This window comes from Sporomusa rhizae (genome assembly GCF_041428845.1).
Taxonomy (GTDB): domain Bacteria; phylum Bacillota; class Negativicutes; order Sporomusales; family Sporomusaceae; genus Sporomusa; species Sporomusa rhizae.
The window spans coordinates 3,257,075-3,274,665 of the sequence record NZ_CP156925.1 but is presented as its reverse complement, the minus strand read 5'-3'; the positions used below and the strand labels follow the sequence as shown (position 1 = coordinate 3,274,665).

General features: G+C 43.1%; 11 protein-coding genes and 1 pseudogene. 8 read left to right on the top strand and 4 right to left on the bottom strand.

All coding sequences use genetic code 11. From position 1 onward, the window contains the following. Positions 1-54: 54 nt before the first annotated feature. From fdrA to SRRS_RS15455, 6 genes are all read left to right on the top strand, one after another. Entirely contained in the window at positions 55-3,054 is a 3,000-nt protein-coding gene (gene fdrA / locus SRRS_RS15480; protein WP_371361762.1) for an acyl-CoA synthetase FdrA, read from the top strand. Between the two features lie 28 nt (positions 3,055-3,082). Beyond that, complete coding sequence (locus SRRS_RS15475; RefSeq protein WP_371361761.1) at positions 3,083-3,922, top strand: DUF2877 domain-containing protein; 840 nt, start codon at positions 3,083-3,085, stop codon at positions 3,920-3,922. 39 nt (positions 3,923-3,961) lie between these two features. Beyond that, positions 3,962-4,747 carry a (S)-ureidoglycine aminohydrolase gene (allE, locus tag SRRS_RS15470; protein WP_371361760.1) on the top strand — a complete coding sequence of 262 codons (786 nt, stop codon included), beginning with the start codon at positions 3,962-3,964 and terminating at the stop codon, positions 4,745-4,747. Between the two features lie 87 nt (positions 4,748-4,834). Continuing rightward, positions 4,835-5,770 (top strand): carbamate kinase, encoded by a 936-nt coding sequence (gene arcC / locus SRRS_RS15465; protein WP_371361758.1) that lies wholly within the window; start codon positions 4,835-4,837, stop codon positions 5,768-5,770. A 127-nt stretch (positions 5,771-5,897) separates the two neighbouring features. Beyond that, complete coding sequence (locus SRRS_RS15460) at positions 5,898-9,074, top strand: [FeFe] hydrogenase, group A (protein WP_371361756.1); 3,177 nt, start codon at positions 5,898-5,900, stop codon at positions 9,072-9,074. 84 nt (positions 9,075-9,158) lie between these two features. Further along, a complete protein-coding gene (locus SRRS_RS15455) occupies positions 9,159-10,391 on the top strand; it encodes an alanine--glyoxylate aminotransferase family protein (protein ID WP_371361755.1) in 1,233 nt (410 codons plus the stop codon). A gap of 131 nt (positions 10,392-10,522) precedes the next feature. On the opposite strand, the gene SRRS_RS15450 is transcribed toward SRRS_RS15455, so the two are convergent. Both SRRS_RS15450 and SRRS_RS15445 read right to left on the bottom strand, forming a co-directional pair. Beyond that, positions 10,523-12,181 (bottom strand): PucR family transcriptional regulator, encoded by a 1,659-nt coding sequence (locus SRRS_RS15450; protein WP_371361753.1) that lies wholly within the window; start codon positions 12,179-12,181, stop codon positions 10,523-10,525. Positions 12,182-12,370: 189 nt separating this feature from the next. Further along, on the bottom strand, positions 12,371-13,015 hold the full coding sequence (locus SRRS_RS15445) for a peroxiredoxin (RefSeq protein ID WP_371361752.1): 645 nt from the start codon (positions 13,013-13,015) through the stop codon (positions 12,371-12,373). Between the two features lie 215 nt (positions 13,016-13,230). Here SRRS_RS15445 and SRRS_RS15440 point away from each other — a divergent pair, with 215 nt between their 5' ends. Then, positions 13,231-14,277 carry a type III polyketide synthase gene (locus SRRS_RS15440; RefSeq protein WP_371361751.1) on the top strand — a complete coding sequence of 349 codons (1,047 nt, stop codon included), beginning with the start codon at positions 13,231-13,233 and terminating at the stop codon, positions 14,275-14,277. Then, a complete protein-coding gene (locus tag SRRS_RS15435; RefSeq protein WP_371361750.1) occupies positions 14,271-14,807 on the top strand; it encodes an isoprenylcysteine carboxyl methyltransferase family protein in 537 nt (178 codons plus the stop codon). The genes SRRS_RS15440 and SRRS_RS15435 overlap by 7 nt, the downstream gene beginning before the upstream one ends. 194 nt (positions 14,808-15,001) lie before the next feature. On the opposite strand, the gene SRRS_RS15430 is transcribed toward SRRS_RS15435, so the two are convergent. Next, positions 15,002-15,715, bottom strand: coding sequence for a TraR/DksA C4-type zinc finger protein (locus SRRS_RS15430; protein ID WP_371361748.1), 714 nt, complete (start codon positions 15,713-15,715; stop codon positions 15,002-15,004). A 352-nt stretch (positions 15,716-16,067) separates the two neighbouring features. Beyond that, positions 16,068-17,578: pseudogene (locus SRRS_RS15425) on the bottom strand (IS1182 family transposase). Positions 17,579-17,591: the final 13 nt, after the last annotated feature.

Genomic DNA, 17,591 nt, shown 5'->3' with positions numbered 1-17,591 from the left:
ATAATGATGGTAATTTATTTAACAAAATATTAACACAATGAAGGGGAATTGGAAATGCTATATACGGTAATTAAGAAAAATAGTTATCAAGACTCTATTAATCTTATGTTACTCACAAACTCGATTAATACTATTGCCGGTATAACAAAATGTTCCATCATGATGGGGACTGCTGCTAATAAAGACATCCTTAAAAATGGCGGACTACTTACTGCTGAAGCAGAAAGTGCAGCTCCAAGCGATATGGTAATCGTAGTCGAGACTGCAGATGAAAAGATTGTTGAAACTGTTCTTAGTGAAGCGGAGAAGTTCTTAAATGACTTAGCTGTTAAAAGAAAGAGCACCGGCGTTGAAAATGTAACCAGCATAGACGCGGCCTTAGATGAAATGCCTGATGCGAATTTAGCGCTGTTTTCTATACCGGGCGAATACGCTGCCGACGAGATTGAAAAAGCTCTGGATAAAGGTCTGAATGTATTCTCCTTCACCGATAACATCTCGCTGGAAGATGAAGTGAGACTTAAGAAGAAAGCACATGAAAAGGGACTATTATTGATGGGGCCGGACTGCGGTACCGGAATTATTTCCAGCATCCCTATAGCGTTTACAAACGTTGTAAGACCCGGCAACATCGGCATAGTTGGAGCCTCGGGAACGGGCATACAAGAAGTTACTACTATTATCGACAGGCTTGGCGGCGGTGTTGTACACGCAATCGGGACCGGCGGTCGCGATCTAAGCGCAGAGGTTAATGCCATAACCGTCCGCGATGCGATATTGGGGCTTGAACATCACGATCCTACTGATGTAATTGTAGTTATTTCCAAGCCACCGGCCAAACAAGTCCGGGATGAAATTGTAGAACTGCTGCATAGTCTTTCCAAGCCGGTAGTTGCCATATTCCTCGGCGAAAAACCGGATCACCACGAAGGCAATGTCTATTTGGCCCATACTCTCGAAGAAACTGCAATGATTGCGGTAGACCTTGCCAAGAACAGACCAGTTAAGCCTAACTATATGGAAGAAATAAATTACGAGGTAAAGACTCCGCTGGCACCGGAAAAAACAGTAAAAGGACTGTATTCGGGCGGCACGCTTGGCGCCGAAGCGGCCATGCTTATTACTGAGGCTTTGGGACTCGGTAAATTGATCAAACAAGAGGGGTATCTCCTTAATGCCAACGGATACGAAGTAATGGATTTGGGAGATGACATCTATACGCAGGGTAAACCCCATCCGATGATCGATCCGGAAGTTAGAATTAATAAGATAAGAGAATATGCAAAGGACAAAAACACCGGAGTAATCCTGCTTGACTGCGTATTAGGATACGGTTCGCATCCGGATATGGCAGGGGCCTTAGCCGATTCGATCAAGGAAGCGATACAAACAGCCAAAGAAAACGGGCGGGAACTGCATTTTGTAGCTACTGTTTGCGGTACGGAGTATGATCCGCAAAGTTACCAGTCATCAATAAAAACCCTGAAAGAATGCGGTGTATTGGTTGAAGAAAGTAATGCAAAGGCAGTAAGGCTTGCCCTTAAGCTAAAGGGTATAGACTTCAAAGAAGCAGATAAATACGTAGTAGAAAAACAGGTGGAAAAGAAAGCGCTGCCTGAAGTCAGTGACAGTGTAATTGACCTTTTAAACTCCAAACCCCGTATTGTAAATATTGGTCTTACCAGCTTTACAGAATCTATTCTGACGTATGGCGGCAGTACGGTTCAATATGATTGGAAACCGGCGGCAGGCGGCGATAAAAGACTGATCAAGATATTAAACGCTCTTGCCAAAATTGAAGAAATTGAAAAAGCCAACAATGAAGTCATAGACAAGATGAAGAGCTCACAGCCTTTCCTGGTTGATGTAGTGCCTGCGAAATCAGTAATCGCAATCTTGAATGATAAAGTGCTGCTTCACGCCGGACCACCTATCGAATACAAAAATATGACAGGTCCAATGCAAGGTTCTTGTATTGGTGCGGTATTATTCGAGGGGTGGGCCAAGGATGAAAACAGCGCCAGAGAACTACTGGAAAACGGCGGAGTAAAATTCTCACCCTGTCATCATGTGAACGCAGTAGGTCCTATGGGCGGGATTACCTCAGGCAATATGCCGGTGCTGGTAGTAAGCAACAAGCTGGATGGTTCCATTGCCTATTGCATAATGAACGAAGGTATCGGTAAAGTGCTTAGATTCGGCGCTTATTCTGAAGAAGTCTTAACCAGATTGAGATGGATGCGAGATTCTTTAGGGCCGGTATTATCGAAAGCGCTGAAGCGCAAAGCGGGCGGATTAAACCTGAATGTGCTCATTGCCAAGGCAATTACCATGGGTGATGAATTCCATCAAAGAAATATAGCTGCGTCACTTATTTTCCTCAAAGAGATTACCCCGTTAATTACGGAACTCGATATCGACCAACAAGAAAAATACAGTGTAATAAAGTTCCTGGCAGATACCGATCAATTTTTCTTAAACGTCATGATGGCGGCGGGGAAATCTATCGTGGATTGTGCGCGTAAGGTGACAAGCGGTACGGTAGTGACAACTATGGCCAGAAACGGACGAAATTTTGGCGTAAGAATAAGCGGAATGGGTGACGAATGGTTCACAGCACCGGTTAATACACCAAACGGATTGTACTTCACAGGATATTCGGAAGACGATGCTAATCCGGATATCGGTGACAGTGCCATCACAGAAACAGTGGGAGTCGGCGGCATGGCAATGGTCGCAGCCCCCGGTGTTACAAGATTTGTAGGTGCAGGCGGGTTCCATGATGCCTTAAAAGTCTCAAATGAAATGGATACAATCTGTATTGCCAATAATTCGAACTGGAGTATTCCTACTTGGGATTTCAAGGGAGCATGCCTTGGTATTGACGCCAGAAAAGTAGTTGAAACCGGTATTACACCGCTCATCAATACGGGAATAGCGCATAAAAATGCGGGAGTAGGTCAGATCGGAGCTGGTACTGTGCGCGCGCCGTTGGCTTGCTTTGAAAAAGCAGTCATTGCCTACGCGAAAAGACTATGGATAGAAGTTGAGTAGGGATGATCTAAAAAATAATAGAGAGGCAATGAGCAATCTATTGCCTCTCTATCTAAAAAACCTTGGTCTAGGGAAAGTTCATAGTAAATTTAACAACGGGCTCAATATTCAAATTCATGATTCTTTGATTTATATCGGCCGCCTCGGAACTCCATTAGCTGCCTTCGGACTGAATATCGCTGAAGAGAAATTGAAGCATGTGCTTAATTCTGTAAGAATCGGGGATTTGGTTGTAAACAAAGGAGATAAGTTAATTTTTTATAGCGGTTATGGAGCAATAACTATTTGTTACAAAGATCTTGCAGAAATAGATTTAAAGGTCCCTGAATTAAAATGCAGCGTGAAAGAGATAGCTCATAGTCGGTTATATAAATATTTAGAAACAATTGAATTTGAGAAGTATATAGGGATTGATCTAGACGAAAAAACCAGCAAGTATGTAGAGCTATTATTGCACTCCGACAAAGCAGACAGGAATGTAAATTCGATGATTATCAGTTTTTTTGCCGGCAGAGGTAAAGGCCTGACACCTAGCGGAGATGACATTCTCATCGGATTCACCCTGGCGCTTATGCTGTTTGGCCAATTCAATATTTGGAAGAAAGTGCTAGCGATGGAGGTCACCGGCGATAAAACGACCTTGGTCAGTGTGGCCTATCTCAGTGCTTTGTTAGCAGGGTATGCAAGTGAGTATTTTATACGGCTGGCAAAGCTGATAGATGACGCAGAGAGGGAAGCAATAGAAAAAACTATAAACGAAGTACGGTCATTTGGTCATACTTCAGGCAATGATACATTGTTTGGTTTTTTCTTAGGTTTAAAATTTCTAATAAATCAAGGGAAGGAGCAGTGTGAGCAGCCTAACTAGGGCAAAAGCCCAAAAGGATGTAATTAAGGGGGTTAATGTATGAGTTATCTTAATAATGTTGTTGGCTATAGAAAAGATCTGTTAATTAATCGGTCAGTAGTCAAGAAAGACAATTATGTATTACTCGACCCGGATGGTTTGGTCAAAAATGTCATTCCTGGTTTTGAGAATTGTGACATTACAATTCTCAGTTCACCCAAATTGGGAGCAAGTTTTGTCGATTATCTCGTTACCATTAACGCAGATGGCAAGAATGAACTTGGTTTCGGTGAAGACGGTATAGAAACGCTGTTTTATTTGATTGATGGCAGCCTGGAGGTTAAGGCTGGGAAGCAGTCTTGTTCTTTAGGAAAGGGTGGCTTTGTGTATTGTCCTCCCGGCACTAAACTTTACTTCCAAAACAAAAGCGGCGAAGTGGCCAAAGCATTTATGTATAAACGTGTTTACAAACGCCTGGAAGGCCATGAACCGTATGTCGTTACGGGCAATACGGAAGCAATGGAATGGACTAAGTACGAAGGCATGGAAGATGTCCTAGTCAAAGATTTCTTACCCAAAGACCTGGCCTTTGACTGCAACTTTCATATCTTGAGCTTCAAGCCAGGCGCTTCTCATGGGTATATTGAGACACATGTTCAGGAACACGGTGCTTACTGCCTGAGTGGACAAGGTATGTACAATCTGGATAATGACTGGATTCCTGTGCAAAAAGGCGACTACATTTTTATGAGCGCATATTGCCTGCAGGCCTGTTACGCCGTAGGGCGCGACGAAGACTTTGCTTATGTCTATTCCAAGGATTGTAACCGTGATGTGACCCTTTAAAAAGTTCTGTTTTTAACTGTACGGACAACGGTCTGTTACTATATTGGATTGCCCATCATAGTAAGCAACATAAAGAGGAGAGTATAAATGAAGAAACAGTTGGTTATCGCTTTAGGAGGCAATGCGCTGGGCAATACTCCTGATGAACAGAAACAAGCCGTCCTGGCCGCAGCCAAGCACATTGCAAGTCTTGTCAAAGATGGCTATAAAATCGTTATTGTTCATGGTAACGGACCGCAAGTCGGAATGATTAATCTAGCCTTTGAACTCGCTTACCAGCAAAATTCAAATGTATCTTCCATGCCATTCGCCGAATGTTGTGGCATGAGTCAGGGATATATCGGGTTCCATTTGCAAAATGCCTTGCAAAATACGTTCCAGGAACAAGGAATGACCACACATGTTTCAACAGCTATCACGCAGGTCATTGTGGACCAAAATGATCCGGCATTCCAGCATCCGACCAAACCGGTTGGCTTATTCTACTCGGAAGAAGCAGCCAAAGAGATTGAGCAGGCGAAGGGCTACACTTTTGTCGAGGATTCTGGGAGAGGCTTTAGGCGGGTTGTTCCATCACCTGAGCCGGTTGATATCAAGGAAAAAGGCACGATACGCTGTCTCATGGAAAACGGAGACGTTGTCATTGCCTGTGGCGGCGGGGGAATCCCCGTATATCGCGAAAATGGCATGCTTCACAGTGTTGACGCAGTAATTGATAAAGATAAAGCAGCCGCCAAGCTGGCTGATGTTATCAGTGCGGACACCTTCATTATTTTGACGGCGGTTCCCCGTGTTGCCATCAACTTTGGCAAACCGGAGCAAAAATGGCTGGAGCGTATTACTGTTGATGAAGCCAAAAGATATATTGAAGAAGGGCACTTTGCCCCGGGGTCTATGCTGCCAAAAGTCGAGGCAGCGATCAAGTTCGTTGAATCCAGACCTGGTCGGGAAGCCATTATAACATCCTTGGAAAATGCGTACAAAGCGGTTACCGAAGATAATGGTACGATAATCTGTTCTTAATGAACTGAGCAACTGGCGGTCAGTATAACTGGCCGCCAAATCTTTCGCTATATGTATCCGGTCTAATTTTCTGCAGTTTTTCTAAACGGAATTTTCAAAAATTACAGATTATACTCCAGGAGGAAAGATGAACAGCTTATCAAATGACAACCGTATTAAAGTAGTTGTAAATGGTCGGGAAATTGAAGTATATAACAACATGACGATTCTTCAGGCCTTGCTTCAGGAAGATATAGATATACCGCATCTTTGCAATGATATCAGGCTTGAACGCTCAAATGGCAGCTGCGGGTTATGTGTAGTTGAGATAAATGAAAACAATACCAAGCGGGATGTAAAAGCATGTCAGACCCCCATCAATGAGGGCATGGATATAACTACTAATAGTGGCAAACTGGCAAGCTATCGAAAAGTACGCCTTGAGCAAATTCTCTCCGACCACAATGCTGATTGTGTCGCTCCTTGTGTGATGACTTGTCCGGCAAATATTGATATTCAGTTATATCTTCGGCATACGGCTAACGGAAATTTTGCGGCTGCACTAGAGGTCATTAAAGACAGCAATCCTTTTCCTGTTGTTTGCGGACGTGTTTGTCCCCATCCTTGCGAGGCACAGTGCCGCCGCAACTTAGTAGATTCTCCGGTGGCCATCAATCATGTAAAACGCTTCATTGCAGACTGGGATATGGAACGTGAGCATTCCTGGACTCCACCTAAGAAACCGGCAACCGGTAAAAAAATTGCGATTGTCGGAGCAGGTCCATCCGGACTTTCTGCTGCTTATTACAGCGCGATCAACGGGCATGATGTAACCGTATTTGAACGCCAGCCGCATGCCGGGGGAATGATGCGATACGGTATTCCGGAGTATCGATTGCCGAAAGCCAATCTGGATAAGGAAATAGATATTATTAGAAGTCTGGGCGTAAAAATCATGACAGGAAAAGCGCTTGGAACGCATGTCCGTCTGGAAGACCTTCGTAGAGATTTTGATGCCGTTTATCTGGCAATAGGTTCCTGGCGGGCAACTCCCATGCAGCTTGAGGGCGAAAACCTTACAGGCGTTTGGCTGGGAATACAATATCTTGAGCAAGTCACGAAGGGCATAGATATACAACTGGGGGATACGGTTGTTGTTGGGGGTGGCAACACGGCAATTGACTGCGCGCGCACCGCTTTACGAAAAGGGGCTAAATCCGTAAAATTGATTTATCGCCGTACCCGGGAAGAAATGCCGGCAGAGCCTTATGAAATAGAGGAAGCTTGGCATGAAGGTGTGGAAATGCTTTTCTTAATGGCGCCCAATAAGATTGAAACAGCAGGCGGCAGAAAAATACTTCGCTGCATTAAAATGAAACTGGGTGAAGCTGACCGTTCCGGTCGCCGCCGTCCTGTTCCCATTGAAGGCAGCGATGAGATTGTTGAAGCAGATACCATAATCGGCGCAATCGGTCAAAGCACAGATACACAATTTCTGTATAATGATCTTCCAGTAAACCTTAACAAGTGGGGCGATATAGAAATTAACGGAAGGAGTTTTCAGACTTCCGAAAACAATATATTTGCCGGGGGAGACTGTGTTACAGGCCCGGCCACTGTGATTCAGGCTGTTGCAGCAGGTCGTCAAGCTTCGGATGCAATGGATAGTTTTATCATGAAAGGCTATATCGGCGAGCATAACATTGACTACAGCTGCAGCCGGGGTTCCATGGAAGATCTTCCGAAATGGGAATTTGAGGAAATGCCTAACATTGCGCGTTTAGCTATGCCGGCCCTATCTCTTGCCGAACGTAAAGGAAATTTTACCGAAGTTGAATTAGGCTATGATGAACAGACGGCAAAGGTAGAAGCGGCACGGTGTCTTACCTGTGGCTGTGCGGAACGCTACAGTTGTGATTTAAGAAAGGAAGCAAGCCGGCATGATATAGAGTATAAAGAACCGCTTCATGATCGGCCTTATATTCCGGTTGTAGAGGACCATCCCTTCATCGTACGGGATCATAATAAGTGCATTTCCTGTGGACTCTGTATTACTGCATGCTCTGAAATTGAAGGACCAGACGTCCTGGCATATCAGATAAAACAGGGCCGTCAGCTTGTTGGAACCAAAAGTGGTCTGCCGCTTGCGGAAACAGACTGTGTCAGCTGCGGTCAGTGCGTGAATGCTTGTCCTTGCGGCGCCTTGGACATCCGCAGTGAAAAAGGAAAAGTTTTTCGGGCAATCAGTGATCCTAATAAGGTTGTTGTCGGTTTTGTGGCTCCGGCAGTACGAAGTTTGGTTTCATCACATTTTGGCATTCCTTTTGATGAAGCTACGTCTTTTATGGCAGGCATCCTTAAAAAGCTGGAATTTGACAAAGTTTTTGACTTCTCCTTTGCTGCAGACCTAACGATTGTCGAAGAAACAACAGAATTCTTAAGCAGGGTAGCAGAAAAAGGCATTCTGCCTCAATTCACCTCTTGCTGCCCGGGATGGGTTAACTTTGTAGAACGGCGTTATCCGCAACTCATTCCGCATCTTTCCACCTGTAAATCACCGCAGCAAATGATGGGGGCAACTGTCAAGAATCATTTTGCCAAGATTTCCGGAATCGATAAAAAAGACTTGTATGTAGTTTCCATTGTTCCCTGTATCGCCAAAAAATATGAAGCTGCCCGTCCGGAGTTTGCCTCCGGCGGTATCCGGGATGTTGACGCGGTGCTTACATCAAATGAGATGCTGGAAATGTTAGACCTCAAACGTATAGCAGCTGCTGAAATTGTACCTTCCGAGTTCGATGATCCTTATAAGAGAGTTTCCGGAGCCGGGGTGCTCTTCGGTGCTTCCGGGGGTGTGGCCGAAGCCTCACTGCGTATGGCCGTTGAAAGAATTACAGGCAACGCTCTTGTCGATCAGCTTGACTTTCAGGAAATCAGGGGTTTTAAGGGGATTAAAGAAGCAACCGTTGAGGCAAAAGGGAAAAAGGTTCGGGTAGCGGTCGTCAGCGGTCTTAAAAACGTTGAGTCCATTATAGAAAAGGTGATTCAGGGAGAAGATGCTGGCTATGATCTCATTGAAGTTATGGCTTGTCCCGGTGGCTGCATCTGCGGAGCGGGTCATCCCGTACCGGAGAAGGCGGGTATATTAGTAGAGCGCCAACAGGTCCTCGTGGATATTGACAAGACCTCTGAATGCCGTAAGTCGCAGGAAAATTCTGATATTATAAGGCTTTATGCTGAGTTTTATGGTACAGCCAATTCTCATCTTGCTCATGAGCTATTGCACACCAAATATGTACCTAAGAATAGGAGAGGCGGCATATAGCGTTGTCCGAAGGGATATGGCGGATTTTGCTTTGCGCCAGTATAATAAATAAGTATTTATGATACGTGGAGAGGAGACCCGATCATGTATAAAGAGCTGAATACTACACTACGCACAATTATGACACCGGGCCCTGTTGAGGCGGAGCCGCGAGTACTGAGAGCTATGTGCACCCCGATATTGGGACAGTTTGATCCTGAATTTACCGATATTATGAACGAAACCATGGACATGCTTAGGCAAGTGTTCAGAAACTCAAATCAATGGACTTTTCCTGTTGATGGTACATCCAGGGCAGGGATCGAGGCTGTACTTTGCAGCATTATCGAACCGGAAGATAAGGTTTTGGTACCAATATATGGCCGTTTCGGACATCTGATGGTGGAAATCGCTGAGCGCTACGAGGCAGATGTTGTTACGTTAGAGACTGAGTGGGGTAATGTATTTGACCCTGAGACTGTTATTCGGGAGATTAAAAAAGTTAGGCCTAAAATTGTGGCGATAGTGCATGGGGAAACCTCTACAGGCTGCATGCAGCCATTGAAGGAGATTGGAGAAGTTTGCCGGGAATTAGATATTCTCTTTGTAGTTGATGCCGTAGCTACTGTTGGTGGAACTGAAGTCAAAGTGGATGAATGGAAAATTGATGCGGCTATTGGCGGCACGCAGAAATGCTTATCAGTCCCATCAGGCATGGCTCCTATCACTTTTAATGACAGAGTGGAAGCGCTGCTGCGTGAGCGAAAAAGAGTAGAAAGAGGATTGGCCGATCCCAGCACGTATCAAATTAAGCAATTACGGATGATTCGCAATAACTATTTTGATCTTAGTCAGTTAATGGATTATTGGGGACCGACCCGGTTAAATCATCATACGGAAGCTACGTCGATGTTGTATGCTCTGCGGGAAGGCTTGCGTATTGTGCTGGAAGAAGGGCTCGAGGCCAGGTTTGCCCGGCATAAGATGCATGAGGCAGCCCTCATTCAAGGCATCCAGGCAATGGGACTTAAGTTGTATGGAGACCCTAAGTGTAAATTGCCCGTAGTCACAGCCATTACCATCCCCGAAGGGATAGACGGTGAGGCGGTTCGTAGTACGTTGCTTCGAGATTTTGAAATTGAAATTGCAAGTTCTTTTGGACCACTTAAAGGAAAAATATGGCGGGTAGGTACGATGGGATACAGCTGCCGTAAGAAAAACGTCCTGCACTTCTTAGGGGCAATGGAAGCAGTGCTTATTCGTTGCCATGCCAAAATTCCTGCCGGGATGGCCGTTCAAGCTGCACTCGATGTGTACTCAAAGGCGGAGTCTATATAGTCGGTTTCACCTTTTACTGCCGGATGTGCCGGTATTAATCCTGCAAAATATTGTATAAAAAAAGTGGCTTAAAATCTTTACGATTTTAGCCACTTTTTGTCTTTAAGGAGATTAAAGGAAACATTATTTTATCAGGTGTGGACAATAGGTAGTATTTTGCGTTGTCTGAGAGCTAGGCGCAAACAGAAAAGCAGTTCTCTGTTTTGTAAATCAAGTCCGGTTAAGTCAACAATACGATCAAGTCTGTTAGATAGAGTATTGCGGTGAATGTATAGTTCTTTTGCTGTTTCAGTGAGATTTTTGTCAGACTCCAAGTATCTTTCAAGTGTTTTTAGAAATTCCGATTCCGTAGTGTTATCAATATGTTCAAGTTTCGAGATAATTGGATGGCATATTTGGGATAAAACTACTGTCGTTTCAGGGTCAGATAGGATATGGTAACAAGCTATCTCATAAGGCTGAACTATATGCCCGGCACCTTTGGTGACGCGCCCGATATTTAAGGAAGTTAAAGCAACATGAAAACTTCGCCGTGCTGCCATAATATCAGATTCCTGAGTACCAATACCAATAGATACTGTAAGGTTTTCAAAACTAGTGGCGAGGGCATGATGTAGATTGTTATATAAATTTTGTTCATTGTTAAAGCTGCTCATGGCTGCTACCAAAGCGATAATTTTGCCGGTACGTTCGGATATAAGTGATAGCGGAAATGTTTCGGCAATGATTTGTTGGGAGATTTTGCACAGTTGGGCTGAAAGTATAGGCCAATTGACTTCGGTTGCTGTTGTTTCCGTTTCAATAACCAAACATTTGTATCTTCTCGCCTGCGCGAGTTTGGAGTTAGTGATAATATCGGCAGTGTTTTGCTCATTTGGATTACCAAATAATATATATTCAAGCATATCACGGGAGTGTAGTTTTCGGTTTTCAGCAATAGCCTTCTGCTTTAAAAAGTCTAGAGCCGCCACTGTGCAGGCATGTTCCAACGCTACTAGTTTAATGTCTGTGAAATTGTTGTCAGGCAGGATTATTGTGATGTGGCCGAAAAATTCGTTGCTGGACATAATGGCACAAGATATACTTTGGTAGCTTGCGCCTTCAAGTGTTATTGTGTGCGTATAAGGGTTTTTGGTTCGGGATAACTTCTTTTGCAAGATGTTGTTGGGAATTTCTGGGATAAGCAGCAAATGTTCCAGTGCATGTAGCGTATTTGAATCATGTCCGGGCAAATTATCAGGCATCCAATGATTAATTAGCTGCCCGTTAATGTCGAAACACCCAGCAGGACACTGCGTGAGTTTACCTAGGTTAGTCACAATGGCATTTAATCCGCCGCCGTTAATGGCAACATCAGTTAATGTTTTATGGATTTCATTCGAACGCTGGAGCAAATAGGACTGACGGCTGGCGATACTACATATGACCGGATTGATAATCTCGGCAAAAGAGAGGCTTAAAGGAAGTTCTAGGAGTGGAAATCCCAGTTCATTTGCGAGCGCCTGTATTGTTGGGGGGATTTCCTGCAGGAACCGCTTGGTTTTAATGCCAAGACCAGCGCATCCGCGGGCATGAAGAGCTCGGATCAACTGTTCCTGCAAATCAATATCATCTTTAATTGTATAAGCTGTTGTTAAAATTAGATCTCCTGTTTTAGCCCAATCACCGATATCTGGCGCATCCATGATGTTTACAGATTTAACAGGATTATTCAATCCGGCAGAGCCGGCAGACAAAAACATGGCTTGTTCTTTAAATAGTTGTAAGACGTCTTTTATAGTAAGATCCATAGTGCACCACCTTTTAACCCGATGTACTATTATTATTCGACCTTTAATATGGCGGTTCCTGTGTATTTTGCTAATAGAACTATGCTAAACGATACTTTATTCTTTTCTTATAATTGGTTATTTTGGCGGCAATTAATGCATCTATAATAGAAACATAAACAAACCACCCATTCCGGGTGGTTTGTTCTGTTATATGGTACCAGCTTTACTGAAATCTCTTTTAATGCCCGGGTCTCCCGGTTCCCAACCGGCCGGTACGCCTTCACCGGTTGCTTCACCGTATTGAATACCTTGCAGTGTCCGGACAATTTCCCATACATTACGTCCTACTTCGCGCGGATATACAGAGTAATAGCGGATTCGTCCCTTCGGATCAATGATAAAGGATGCACGGTAAGCAGCCCCTTTGTCCTTATCCCACACGCCATAGGCGCGCGCGATGCTACCATTGCGGTCTGATAGGAGCGGGTACATTACTTTACTGGCACTGGGCGAGGTTTCAGCAAATACCTTATGGGAATATATGCTGTCAGTGCTGATAGCTATGGCATCCGCGTCGAGTTCGCGGATACAAGGATAAGCAGCGGCAACTGCCGCTAATTCCGTTGGTCAAACAAAGGTGAAGTCACTGGAATAAAAGAAAAGAAGCAGCCAGCAGCCTCGGAAGTCTTCTCGGCAAACCTTTATTTCTTGTCCACGATAGTAAGCCGGAGCACAGAATTCGGGAGCCTCCTCCTCAAGATGGAAACAGGTTATTTCTCGTGGTTGTACAGGCTGTTTTTCTTTGCAGAGATAATTATGGCTTCTAATGTTTCCTGGGTCACATTCAGCCATAGTATACACCTCCTATTATGAGCTCGATGTATAATATGATGCTGGTTATGTAAAGGTCATAAATTATTAGTAATACGAGATATTGATTTTGCGTTAAGGTTAGGAGATGGAGTTTATGCATATTAGCTTAATTAGTACTTTATTTTCGGGTATTTTTCCGCCTTTACTTAAATAGGCTGTTAATAAGAATTTATAGCTGAGGCGGTGCGAGACTGATGGAAAATGCTAAAATACAGGCGATAGGTACTGCGTTACCACAATACTCCGTATCGCAAGATATGGCAAAAGAATTCGCTTTTAGAGCTTTTAGACAGTCATTTAAAGATATAAACAGATTACTTACCATATTTGATAATAGTCAAATAAATAAACGGTATGTATCTATGCCTTTGGGGTGGTATGGTAAAGAACATTCATTTGCTGAAACTAATCAAATTTATGAGCAGGTAGGGCTAAACCTGGCGGAAAAGGCAAGTCTAGCTGCTATTTGCGAGGCGGGTATAAAACTCAATGATATAGATATGGTTATATTTGTTTCTTCTACAGGAATTGCAACCCCGACTATCGATGCAGCTCTTATTCAAAGACTTGGACTACCAGAAAATGTAAAACGTATTCCTATTTGGGGATTGGGCTGTGCTGGCGGAGTATCTGGAGTAGCACGCGCAGCTGAATTGGCTAAAACGATTAAAAGCAAATCGGTACTGTTAGTGGCGTTAGAATTATGCAGCTTGACTTTTCAGCGCGAGGATTTTTCCAAAGCAAATTTTGTCGGTGCCAGCATTTTTGGTGATGGTGCTGCCGCTGTGCTGCTTTCTGTAGGTGGAGATGGTCCAGAAATAGTAGATAGCTATAGTCATTTATTTCCGAAGTCAGCAGATATTATGGGATGGGATGTTGTAAACAGTGGTTTGAAAGTTCGATTTTCGAAAAGTATCCCGCATATTATAACGAAATACCTGCCGGAATTAATAGTAAAGGCCTGCAAAAATTGGGATGTAGATCCGAAAAAAATACAACACTATATTGTACATCCAGGTGGTGCAAAAGTCATACAAGCCTACAAAGATAGCCTTGGCTTAACAGAGGATGTTTTACAATATGCAGTTGAAACTTTATATAATTATGGCAACATCTCAAGTGCATCGGTTTTATTTGAAATGAAAGAATTTATGACTAACACTATAAGCGAAAGGCGATATGGAGTAATGTTAGCGCTGGGGCCCGGCTTTAGTGCGGAGAAAGTATTATTTAAATGGTAAAAACAATAGTCATTATTTTAGCAGTAACGATTATTTGTCAAAGGCTCATTGAATTGTATATAGCCAAGCGCAATCGCGAATTTGTTATAAAACTTGGTGCCAAAGAGTATGGAGCAAGCCATTATTATTGTTTTTTTGTATTACATATCGGCTGGATGTTAGGCTGGATAGTAGAATGCTACATTAGTGGCTGGACGTTAAATAGGTATTGGTATATTTGGTCAACATTGTTCCTACTCGCCCAACTGCTTCGGTATTGGTGCATTATTAGTTTGGGGTACTACTGGAATACCAGGATTCTAGTGATTTCGGGAATTCAACCTATATGTTGTGGCCCGTATAGATTTTTTAAGCATCCTAATTATATGGCAGTTACACTGGAAATATTGAGTGTTCCCTTGTTATGTAATGCAATTTTTACGGCCCTATTTGCAAGTTTGTGTAATGCATTTCTTCTAAAATGCATTCGCATTCCAGAAGAGGAAAAAGCAGTATATGGACAGCAGCAAAGTCTTTATAGTATGAAGTAAATGAAGAAAATAAGCTGGCACCAGGCGAAAGCCGAACCAGCTTGTTTTCTTATTTATGTACGAATATGGCTGATTACTACGAAGATATTATTTGGGTTTTGGACGTTCTGAAGACGTTCTTGGCTTGGCTGTAACTTTCGTACCTGGTTTTATCGGCGTGTTCACGCGAGCATCGGCAATTCTTTTCTCGTCTGTCACTTCGTTGATTCCTCCCTGTTGCTATTCTGATCTTTTTTGCGGGAGCTTCTTTCATCTTGTTTGTGATCTGCGTCAATCTTGTTGGGGATAGAATCGGCAACATCGACAATTCCTTGATGTTCATTGCTATTTGGCCAATTCGCTTTGTAGTCATAGGATCCGGGAATATCCTGAGGAGTATCGGAGCTGCCCCACTTTAAAACTGATTGTAACGCGTCCTCGCCGTCGAAGCCAACCCAATTGAATTCTGCGGTATCCAGAAACGAACGATGGAAGGGGGGAGCTAAAACCTCTTCCTCCAGGGGACGAGGGGTGGGATCAAGAACATCTTTTTCTGATTGGCATTCTATACAACGAGTAGCCCAGGGAACTGCCTCTAGACGCTCTATACCGATAGGTTCCCCACAATCGTCACAGATGCCGTAAGAACCGGTATGGATTTTGTCTAAGGCCGTTTCAATTTGTTCGAGGAGAACATGTTCATTATCACGCAGCGCAACATCTTTGCTTCTCTCAAATACCACATCGCCTAAATCTGCCGGGTGGTTATCATACATGGACAGTTCACCTACTGAGTCTGACATAGTATCTCTGATACCGGTTTCTTCCAGGCGGCTTATCATTTTAATTAAACTATCTTTTTCGTCGATAAGTCTATTTTCAAATCGTTTAATAACATCCGGAAGGAGGTTACTTCGCTCATTTGACATTTGTTATTGCCCCCTTAGATTGTGCTATGAATTATAGCATTTCCACCCTTATGGATTAAATAGGTGTAAAAGTTTGGTTATTATACTGGACAAATAAACTATATGATGATGGTGATTTTGTGGTCACTAGACGAAGTTCCAAGTAATAGAGTTTCCCCCCTTTGCTATTTATCGCCCTGAAGTTAGTGTTTTTTATTTATTGATGTTTTATGCCAAAACTGTATTTATTAGATGGTGCCACCAGACTGAAGATACTATTCACCAACCAGTATTTCATGTAACTGAGTTTATCGCCTCAATGCGCATATATACTCTATGAAGGTAGCAACAAGGTAAGATTTATGAGCAAAATTTAGAAGCCAGATATATAATATCTGGCCAGAGTGTAGACAAATCCCGCTTCAGGCCGGAAGGCCAACAAGCGGGATTTGTTAATAGTTACGAGTTTCATAAATTTTGATAACATAGACGGAAAAGTTCTTGAAAAAGGCGGTAACATACCGCGCTTTTTTTTCCACATTGCTAACTTCTTTAAATTCATACACGCAAAAAGAAGCGTGAGGTAGTGTTGTACTTTCCTCAAGCCACGATAGCGAGTATAGCGCATTCCATGTCTTTCTTTCGCATCTGCGAAGACACGTTCAATGGTTTGGCTTCGGCGGCGATATAGGTCTTGGCCTTGGTGAGTATGACGGACATCCTCTGCATATTCAACGTAAGATTCCCAGATATGCCGGTTTACGACTTTTGTAAAGTTTTGGCTTTGGGTACATTGTATACGCAGTGAGCATTGGACACATATCTTGGGATTGCTTTTGTATTCCCGATAGCCTTCTCTATTTGTAGTGGAATATTTTAGCACTTGGTTATTGGGGCAGATATAGCAGTCATAGTATTCGTCATAAACATACTCGTATTTCTTAAAGTATCCTTCTTTAGTCATGGGGCGTTTGTAGGGCATAACCGGTATTTTATTTGCTTGCATAATTTCACGACAACTCCCGGCGTTTTGTAACCAGAATCGGCAACTACTGCTTTTATGTCATTAAATTTTTCAATGACATCTTGAAATACATCGGTAAACACCTGACTATCATGAACATTACCTGGGGCTGTTTTAACACCAAGAATAAAATTGTTGCGCTCACAGGCCACTGTGGCGGTGTAAGCAAAGCAACGCTCTTTTTCACCTTTATGGAACATACCACTTTCTGGGTCAGTTGTACTTTCTTTGACTTCCTTTTCTTCAATCATTGTTCCGTCAGAATCATTGTCGTTGTCATCGGTAAAAGGTTTCTTGCCATGTGATTCACGGTCAGCGTTAATTTCAATCATCAATTCACGCTTATATTTATGTACTCGATGCTGGGCCATCTTTTTAACATACTTGTTTTTATTGGCGTTGGCCTTAATATGACTAGCATCAAAAAATACAGCATCTGCTTTGATAAAACCACATTCTATGGCCTCAAATAACACTCTTTCAAAGATTTTTTCAAAGAGGTCACTTTCTTTAAACCGTCTTTCATAATTCTTCCCGAAGGTAGAAAAATGCGGTATCTTCTCCTGAAAGCCGTAGCCTAAGAACCAGCGGTAAGCAAGATTGACTTGAGCATCGCTAATTGTTTGACGCATAGATGTAATACCGTACAAAATCTGCAGTACTAGCAATTTTATCAGAACGACCGGATCGATACTGGGTCTGCCAGTAGTATCACTGTATAAATCTTTAACTTCATCATATATAAAATCGAAATTTATGCTTGCATCAACTAAGCGCAGTAAATGATCTTGTGGAACTAGCTCGCTTAGACAAACAAATTCGACTTGGTCGGTTATCACTCTGTTTTTCTTCTTAAGCACGATTATCTCTCCC